Source organism: Collinsella aerofaciens, from assembly GCF_015560135.1.
GTDB lineage: Bacteria > Actinomycetota > Coriobacteriia > Coriobacteriales > Coriobacteriaceae > Collinsella > Collinsella aerofaciens_AN.
On the sequence record NZ_JADMRH010000020.1, the window covers coordinates 38,028 to 46,956 of the forward strand.

General features: G+C 58.7%; 5 protein-coding genes and 1 tRNA gene. 2 read left to right on the forward strand and 4 right to left on the reverse strand.

Features of this window, described 5'->3' with window-relative positions:
• Positions 1 to 14: 14 nt before the first annotated feature.
• Positions 15 to 3,062, reverse strand: coding sequence for a SpaA isopeptide-forming pilin-related protein (locus I2H19_RS08205; RefSeq protein ID WP_195622328.1), 3,048 nt, complete (start codon positions 3,060 to 3,062; stop codon positions 15 to 17).
• A gap of 683 nt (positions 3,063 to 3,745) precedes the next feature.
• Positions 3,746 to 5,527 carry a tRNA adenosine(34) deaminase TadA gene (tadA, locus tag I2H19_RS08210; protein WP_195622329.1) on the reverse strand — a complete coding sequence of 594 codons (1,782 nt, stop codon included), beginning with the start codon at positions 5,525 to 5,527 and terminating at the stop codon, positions 3,746 to 3,748.
• Positions 5,528 to 5,578: 51 nt separating this feature from the next.
• Between tadA and I2H19_RS08215 the strand changes: the two genes are divergently transcribed.
• A tRNA-Ser gene (locus tag I2H19_RS08215) sits at positions 5,579 to 5,668 on the forward strand.
• A 3-nt stretch (positions 5,669 to 5,671) separates the two neighbouring features.
• Here the strand turns inward: I2H19_RS08215 and I2H19_RS08220 are convergent.
• Positions 5,672 to 6,256 (reverse strand): TetR/AcrR family transcriptional regulator, encoded by a 585-nt coding sequence (locus tag I2H19_RS08220; protein WP_195622330.1) that lies wholly within the window; start codon positions 6,254 to 6,256, stop codon positions 5,672 to 5,674.
• Positions 6,257 to 6,467: 211 nt separating this feature from the next.
• Here I2H19_RS08220 and I2H19_RS08225 point away from each other — a divergent pair, with 211 nt between their 5' ends.
• The gene (locus I2H19_RS08225; protein WP_082421874.1) at positions 6,468 to 7,019 is read left to right on the forward strand and encodes a LemA family protein; all 552 of its coding nucleotides are present in this window, start codon (positions 6,468 to 6,470) and stop codon (positions 7,017 to 7,019) included.
• 558 nt (positions 7,020 to 7,577) lie between these two features.
• Here the strand turns inward: I2H19_RS08225 and I2H19_RS08230 are convergent.
• A complete protein-coding gene (locus I2H19_RS08230) occupies positions 7,578 to 8,630 on the reverse strand; it encodes a branched-chain amino acid aminotransferase (protein ID WP_035138743.1) in 1,053 nt (350 codons plus the stop codon).
• Between the last annotated feature and the right edge of the window lie 299 nt (positions 8,631 to 8,929).

Here is an 8,929-nt window from a genome sequence, read left to right on the forward strand (position 1 = left end):
GTAGCTGTCGCCCTTCATAAGGTCGTATACGCGAACGGTCTCTCGGCCTTGATGGAATGGGTGTCGCCGTTCCTGAGCGTGAAAGAGCCGCCCATGGCCTCGCCATTCGCGTCGAACACATGCGCCTCGTAGCCCTTCTGGGACTCCGGCAGGGTGAACTTAAACGTAAACGTCAGATCTTTGTCGTTCGCATCCTTGGTGGGCGCGGTAAGACCACTGTCTGCCGTCACGGTCTTGGTCACCTGCAGGCGTGCCACGCGACGATCGGTATACTGCACGGCCGTTGCCGTGGTAAAGAGATGGTTGAGCTGGAGCATACCGAGGTCGGTGCCATTGGTGGGCTGACCGTCTTGGTAAAGAGCCATACGGTTGATGCCCGTATCGGCATAAATAGTCGCCGACTGGCCGTCGCGATCGCCGCCGCTCTCAACGTATTGCAGAATCGTCTTGGTACCCTGCGTCTTCTCGTCGTAGCGCATATGCATGAAGTCGTCCGCAGGAGAAGGCTGGTCCCACGTCAGGTTGCCGTTGGGGTCTGTACCAGTCGCGCTTTGCAGCTTGCCCTTAATGTGCGTAAGCGTGTTATCGATAGAGCCGGGCGAGCCAAACTGTGCCAGCGAGGCAATCAGCGAACCCGGGCCGCTTAGGCTACGCACGCCGTCGTTCTCCTCGCCGGCGTCCACGTACACGCCCGAATCGTCCACGATTACCTTGGTGATGGTGGAATTAATCTCGTAGCCATCCGGGCTCACCGATTCACGCAGGTAGTACGTACCCTTGATAAGGGGCGCATGCTTTGTCGAATCGAGCGGGAAGCATGCAGCACCCTCAATGTCATACGGATAGTTCATGCCGTTTGCCTGCACGGTGTCATACGGCTCGGCACCCGATTTAATGGCGTACGTGCTGGGACTATTGCCGGTAACGTCCTCGGCCTTGTACAGCTCAAACGTCGCGCCGTTCGCGGGCTTGCCCAGCTCGTCGACCTTCTGCACAAACAGACGGTTCTGAACGTTCGTGAGGTGAATCACGGTTGAGAACTGCCTGTTTGTCGACCGGTATTCAACCATGGAGGTGTTCTCCGTGGTTGCCTCCGCCAGAGAAGATGCCGTGGTGTGATACACCGCCACGGTATAGTCGGCATTCGACTTGTCCTCCATCATGGCAGCGTACTTCTCGATATCGCCGGGCAGCGACCTGACCGTCACCTCGTAGTCGCCCTTGGTGTTGACAGCAAAGACACTCGTGTCCGCCGAGTTGGCGGCCTCGACCGCACCGGCGATGCCGTGTGCAGAGCACAGCCTGTAGCCTTTGAGCGGATTGCCCGTGACCGCCGTCCACGCGTTTTCATCCGTGTTTTCCTTGGTCTCGTCGGTGCGCTTGAGCACGACGGCAAAGGTCGTACCCGCGTTAATGGGTTTGTTCTTATTGTCTTTTGTGTTTTGAGAAAGGGAAATGGTCTCCTTGGCGGCCAGATAGCCACCGTTCAGCCACATGCGGCTGCCCATCCATGTGTTTTTATCGGCCGTGGTGACCGTCGTTTGCGGTGCAACCACCACGCCGCCCGAGCCATTCGTCGCAGCCTTTTTGTACTGCAGGTGCAGCTCACCTGGTGTTGCGGTGGTCGATGAGGTCAGACTCGAGCGATATCCCGCAGGCAGCTCTATCTCCTTGAGTACAAAGTAGTCGTGCCCCTCAGCATGCTCTTGGTCGAACGAGAGAACGGAGTCATCCGACTTTTGAAGTATCAGCTGACCCCCGTCTTTTGTCTCGCCTTGAGCAATGAGCTCGCCCTCATTCCAGTCAGTTTTTGGTCCATCTGACCGATACAGCGCGAAGGTTGCACCATTGACCGCCTCGCCGTTCTGGTTGACCTTCTCAACCTCAGACGACGGCAGGGTAGTGAGGTTGAACTTGAGCGACATGTTCGATGCGCCCGCGCCGCGCTCCAGATAGAAGAAGCTCAGCGTATGCTTGCTGCTGTCACAGAAGGTGTTGCCGCGGAAGTTGGAGGTATTTACGCCGGCGGTGTCGAACTTCGCTTTGATGGTGGTATTTTCGATGTCCTTCCGGGTTCCATTCGCACCGTCAATATGGCCGACTTTCACTTCGCCGGTGGCAAAGTTGATCTCGAGCGTTGCCTTCTCGTGAATGCCGCCCAAGTCGCCCACGAGCACGCCATCGATGTAGACCCACACGTCATCGTCGCCCGAGAACTCAAAAATCATATCCTTGTTATCGGTGGTCTTTCCGCTCGCAGGCTGGACAAACTCCGTGGTCATGGACATGCCAAAGTGGTGGTTGAGCTTATCGTTCGTTCCGTCCGTTATCGGTTTGGGAGAGAGCTGACCGTTCTGCTCTTCAAAAACCTTCTCAGCCGAGTCAAAGGGGAAGAACTGACCTAGATTCTCACTTGATGCGCTGTCCTTATATACGCCCGCTTTAGCGTAGACGTTAAAGGAATTCGTTGTGGAGTTGTACACGGCATAGTTGCCTTTAGAACCGTACGAGTCGTAAACGTAGTATCCGTTCTCAAGTTGGAAAAGGCCCTGTACGTTGTTGTAGACAGCTTTGCCGTCCTGCTGGTGATTTTCCTGGCTGGCGTTGTTAAAGAGGTATGCGAGCGATTCGTCAGTGTACTTATCGCTCGAACCGTAGGAGGTATACGTACCGGCATCGATCGACGGGTAACCGCCTACCAGCTTCTTCTTCACAAAAGAAAGGCGTCCGGAACCATCAATAACGCTTTTGCCCGTCCATTTGTTAATGCCCGTGCCTGCGCCACTATTAAATTTGAGCTGATGACCCTTATTGATGCCGCCGTTGATATTATTGACAGTTGCCGATTTATCGTTGTCGCCATCCACGACCCAGTAGTCAAACAGATTGACCGTGGTGTCGGTGGGATTCACCGTCTTTACGGTATGGTTGCTATAGGGAACAACCTGGTCGGCCGACGCGCTCGTCGCACCAAACATGAGCGCGCACGCCGCCAGCGGGACGGCCAAAACCCTCAGGGCACGCTTGGCGGTATTGGTTTTCTTGCCAAAAGGCTTTAGCATTTCTCGAGCTCTCGCACACACGCGATTCATGAAGGCCCTCCCCAAATCCATGAGGACGGCAAGCAGCGGCTCATTATATATGTGTCGTCGTCCCCATCGATGCAAATATACGCCCCCCCCCGCGCAGAAACGCAAGGCGGGACATCGCAATATACTTAAAATTGTAGCAATTTAAACGACCCACTATTCCGCGTCAGGTTGCCACTCGGTCGTCAAATCGAACCATTCGCGCCATCAAAGGGGTTCGGCGGGATAAAACCGTCGGCAATCTTTATCCCCACAGCCCCACAAGGTAGCTAATTTGGGACGGGGCTTTTTTGACTACTTGGGCAATCAGATCGGCATGTAGTCAAAATAGCCGTCCCAAATAGACTGGTCTGACGCTGCGCCACGAAAAGGACCTATCTACTACGTTTAGGCCGCAGGGGTCAACCATAGCCGACTTTTTCGAAAATCGGCCAGCTCTCTACCTGCGGTTTTGTTTTTGCAAATTCCGGGATGGTCGAGGTAGCTCGGTTAAACGTAGTAGATGGCCGCATTTCGTGGCAAACGGTCCGACCCAAGGCCCAAGGCGGCCAGCCTCGGATGACCATTCACGAAGTTGCGGTGGAATACGGACTGAATTAGCGCCTTAAAGGCAAAAACACTCCGTATTTCACCGCAACTTATCGAGGGGATGGGTTTTAGAGGCGGGCGAGGTCGTAGGCTTGGGCAGCTGCCTCGCCAGCGCAGATGAGGTTGGTTGTGGCTTCTTGCGCACCGAGCGCCTGGTCGAGAGGCATGGGCTTGCGGCAAATCGGCAAAACCAAGTCAATACCCTGCTCATACACCGCATCCAGGTTGACGGCGCGCCCGCCCACGACGGCGACCACCGGCTTGCCATATCGCTTCGCACGACGAGCCACACCCACCGGTGCCTTACCGGCGGCGGATTGCTCGTCCATATTGCCCTCGCCCGTTATGACCAGGTCGACATCGCGCACGCGCTCGTCAAACCCCACGAGGTCGAGCACCGTCTCCACACCCGAGCGTAGCTCCGCGCCGAGCGCCAGCAACGCCGCGCCCAAGCCACCGGCAGCGCCCGCGCCGGGTACACCGAGCACCGAGCCAAATGTCCGTGCGCCCTCGGGTGTGCGCAACAACCCCTGGGCTCGAGCTCTGGCAATCGCCGCATCGAGCAAGCGACCGTAGCCGACCATCCAGCCGTCGTATCTGCGCAGCACCTCGACATCATCCGCCGGCAGGCCCTTCTGCCCGCCAAACACCGCCAGTGCGCCTCGACGCCCCACGAGCGGATTCTCGACATCCGAAAGCACAACGATGCGAGCATCATCCAAAGCCTGCAGCGCGGGCGCCAAATCAACGCTCGCCACCTGCTCAAGGCCGGCAAGACCGGGGGCGACATCGCATCCCTGATCATCGACCACGCGCGCGCCCAGCGCCTGCAGCATGCCGGCGCCACCGTCGTTGGCGGCACTGCCGCCCAGACCAATATAGAGTGTCCTTGCGCCCGTGCGAACTGCGCGAAGCATAAGCTCGCCCACGCCATAGGTCGAAGCCGCCAACGCCGCCGACTCCGTACAACTCGAATACCCAATACCCGCCGCCTCGGCCATCTCAATTACAGCCGAGTCGCGCTCGTCGTCCACCAACATCCGGGCAGACACGCGATCGCCCAAGGGACCTGCCACCTCGCAGGTCACAATCTCACCGCCGCACGCGGCGATGGCGTCGAGCGTTCCCTCGCCGCCATCCGCCAGCGGCAACGCGCGCACCTCGGCATCGGGCCACACACGGCGCATGCCCTCGGCAACCGCCGCCTCCGCCCGTGCACTCGACACGCTGCCCTTAAAGGAGTCGATCGCCAGCAGCACACGGCGGGGCCGGCGGCACGCAGGGCCAAAGTCAACCGCCATGCCAGCATCCTCACCGGCACCTGCAAGCGCTGCGGCGTGAGCAGCATGCGCCTCAAGGTTCGGACCGCAGCCACAGCCGCTGCCACCCGCTCCGCGCAGACCGCCAAAATAGTTACTCAGCAGCTCGCGGCATTCATCCGCCAGGACCCCAGCCGTCACGTTAAACCGATGATTCAGGCGCGAATCGGCATTCAGGTCATACAGCGAACCCAGCGCACCCGCCTTGGCGTCGCTCGCGCCATACACGCAGCGCCCGACGCGCGCGTTGACCATAAGACCCGCGCACATGCAGCAAGGCTCGAGCGTCACGTAGACCGTGCAATCGGAAAGGCGCCAGCGACCGAGCGACCGAGCGGCAGCGCACAGGGCCGCGAACTCTGCATGAGCCGAAGGGTCCTGATCGAGCTCGCGACGATTATGCGCCCGCGCGACAATCTCACCCGCGCGCACCACCACAGCGCCAATGGGCACCTCGCCCACCGCCGCGGCGGCTCGCGCCTCCGCCAACGCCTCACGCATGAACTTCTCGTCGATTTCGGTGATCGTCATCGTTCGCCTTCCCTGTTGCAAATTCAAAACGATGCTATCATTACGACTCACGGAGAGATGGCAGAGCGGTTGAATGCGGCGGTCTTGAAAACCGTTGAGCGCGAGAGCGTTCCGGGGGTTCGAATCCCCCTCTCTCCGCCACTTTTAGTGATGCACCGGTGTCATGGTCCGCTCGAACAGTGCATCGACCACGTCGGCCATCTCGGGTCGACGCTCAAGATCGTGGCCCGATTCCCACCATATCGTGAAAAGTCGAATAATACCGCCGGCGACAAACTCAGACGTCGTCTCGAGTGACACGGGGGCCAAGGCATCCTCGGCAAGCACGTTCATCACACGCTCGCGGATGGAGCGGGCAATGCGGTCGCAAATAACGTTGGTCAACATGCCCGACATGCTGCTTGCCAAAATGTTATCCATGAGCCGCTCGTGCGTCAGAATCAAATCCATGGCATCGTCCAAAATCGCGTGCCGAAGCGCGCGCACGTCCTCGGCAGACACTGCGCCGGCCTCATCGGGCTGTTTTTGCGGCAAGCCCGACATGAGCTCATCGATATAAAAGGCAAAGTAATCGTTCTTGTCGCGAAAGTGCTTATAGAACGTCGTGCGGCGAATCATGGCGCGGTCGCACAGCATGGCAACCGTCAGGTCCTCAAAACGATGCTCCTCGAGAAGCTCGGTGAAAGCATCGAACAGGGCGCGGTAGGTTTTCTTGATGCGAAGGTCCACTGGTATCGCCATCCTCAGGGCAAAGACAACACTCGTCAATCTGTCGCATATCTTACACCTGTACCTCGCGCGCTTTGCCCCGGTGCCGACCCCGACGAAAACACAACGCTTACCGGAAAGTTCGGCACGGCAAAACGTTGCGGGTATACTAGTAGCGTTATACCAACGGCAGCTGGCGCATGCCGCCGCGGCCATTCGAAACGGAGACATCATGATTACCGTCATCATCGGCATCGTTGTTGTCATTGTGATTGTCTGCGCCATCGCCGGCATCTACAACAACATGGTCACCAAGCGTAACCGCATTGATAACGCCTGGCAGAACATCGATACGCAGCTGCAGCGCCGCAACGACCTGATCCCCAACCTGGTCGAGACCGTCAAGGGCTACGCCAAGCACGAGCAGGAGACGCTCTCCGCCGTGATCAGCGCGCGTAACACCGCCGTCAAGGCCACCACGCCCGAGGCCAAGATGGAAGCCGACAACGTGCTGACCGGCGCACTGCGCCAGCTCTTCGCCGTAGCCGAAGCCTACCCCGATCTTAAGGCAAACACCAACTTTACGCAGCTGCAGGCATCGCTCGAGGATACCGAGAACAAGATTAGCTACGCACGCCAGAGCTACAACGATTGCGTGCTCAGCTACAACAACGCCATTCAGACGTTCCCGGCTGTCATCTTTGCCGGCATCTTTCAGTTTAAGGAGCGCCAGGGCTTCGAGGCCGCCGAAGCAGCCCGCCAGGCCCCGACCGTCAAGTTCTAGTAGTTTGGCAGTGCATCCTTAATCGGCCAAATGCATAAACCGCCCCGTCGAATGCATACTTCGACGGGGCGGTTTCTTTTTTCGCGAAGGTCCCCCTCTAAGCGCCGTGCATTTTTAGGAGTATTCAACATAACCAAGAGCTTCGGGCGCCACGATACATGCCGAAGACCGCGAATATCCCTGCAAATCAAACGCTATAAGCCCATAACCCCGCCCATCATTCGTAGAAAACATCGAGAACTCCCGATTTTTTGCCCGAGGTCGGTATGCAGGGACCTTCGATTGCAGAATACTCGCAAAAATGCACGTCGCCACCACCCCCACATGGCGCGAAGCAAAACACAAGCGCGGCCTAAAAGGCCGCGCGCCATGTTTATTCAGATTAATTATTGCCCGTTGTGGCAACGCCGAGCCCGCAGGGCGGAGAGCAAGTTCCCTCCCGGCGCACTCCGCAGGACGAAAGAACCTCCGCCGCACGAAGTGCGCAGCGGGGGTTCTTTCATGTCCGAGGACGCGCCGGGAGGGAAGGCCGCCCTCGGGCCGGACAGCTAAGACTGCTTACGCGACGGTGTAAACCCAGTTGTGCTTATCCTCGACAGCACCGGACTGGATGCCAGTCAGGGTCTCGCGAAGCTTCTTCATCACAGGGCCGATCTCGGTGTAGCCAGCCGGGAAGGTCACGGTCTCGTCGGCGCCGTAAACCTTGTTGTCAATCTCGCCAACCGGAGAGATGACGGCAGCGGTGCCGCACAGGCCGCACTCCACAAAGGTACCGGCCTTGACCTCGGCCCACTCGACGGGACGCTGGTCAACGGTCATGCCCAGGTCCTGAGCGACCTGAACGAGCGAACGACGGGTGATGGAGGGCAGGATGGAGTCGGTGTGCGACTGCGGAACGACGAGCGTGCCATCCTCTTTCACGAACAGGACGTTGGCGCCACCGGTCTCCTCGACATAGGTGCGGGACTCGGAGTCGAGATACAGGTTCTCGGCATAGCCCTCGCGATGGGCCTCCATCGTGGGCTTGAGGGACATGGCGTAGTTCAGGCCGGCCTTGATGTTGCCGGTGCCGTGCGGTGCGGCGCGGTCGTACTCGGAAACGCGCAGCTTAACGGGCTTAAGGCCACCCTTAAAGTACGGACCGACCGGGGTCACGAGAATACGGAACGTGTACTCAGGAGCGGGAGCCACGCCGATCACGTCACCGGAGCCGATCATAAACGGACGCACGTACAGGGTCGCGCCAGAACCGAAGGGCGGAACCCAGGCGGCGTTGGCAGAGACGACCTGCTTGACGGCCTCAACGAACTTGTCCTTGGGGAACGGGGGCATCTCGAGGCGCTGGGCAGAGTTGTACATACGCTCAGCGTTCATGTCGGGACGGAAGCAGACGATGCTGCCGTCCTCGGCGGTGTAGGCCTTCAGGCCCTCAAAGACCTCCTGACAGTAATGGAAGATGCCGCCGCACTCGGAGACATGCAGGGTGTGGTCGGTGGTCAGGCCGCCCTCGTCCCACTCGCCATCCTTCCAATGAGCCTCGTAGCTGTAATCGGTCTTCATGTAGCCAAAGCCGAGGCTACCCCAATCGATATCCTTCTTCTCGACAGTCATATGTCGCTCCTTACATACACAGTTGCAAACTCGCGAACCCGCACGCAAGGACCGAGGCCGACCGCGTCGCAACGTCGCACGCCCGGAGCGTAGAGCCGGACGGGACACGCGAACAGCATCAAAGCCGATGGCACGTCGATTCGCATGCACGAGATTGTACTCCCCGTACGCGTCTGATAAAACGCTTTTCTTTAACTAAGTAAAGTATTTTCATTTGACCGAAATCAGAACCACCCTTAAAAAGGGTGGTTTGCTCTTAGGGTATAACCCACGGGCCCCGGGCTCGCGTCTAAAGGCGC

What these genes read in the sequence shown, in the direction of transcription:
- I2H19_RS08205 (WP_195622328.1), bottom strand. Translation starts at nt 3,062, where the DNA reads ATGCTAAAGCCTTTTGGCAAGAAAACCAATACCGCCAAGCGTGCCCTG.
- tadA (WP_195622329.1), bottom strand. Translation starts at nt 5,527, where the DNA reads ATGACGATCACCGAAATCGACGAGAAGTTCATGCGTGAGGCGTTGGCG.
- I2H19_RS08225 (WP_082421874.1), top strand. Translation starts at nt 6,468, where the DNA reads ATGATTACCGTCATCATCGGCATCGTTGTTGTCATTGTGATTGTCTGC.
- I2H19_RS08230 (WP_035138743.1), bottom strand. Translation starts at nt 8,630, where the DNA reads ATGACTGTCGAGAAGAAGGATATCGATTGGGGTAGCCTCGGCTTTGGC.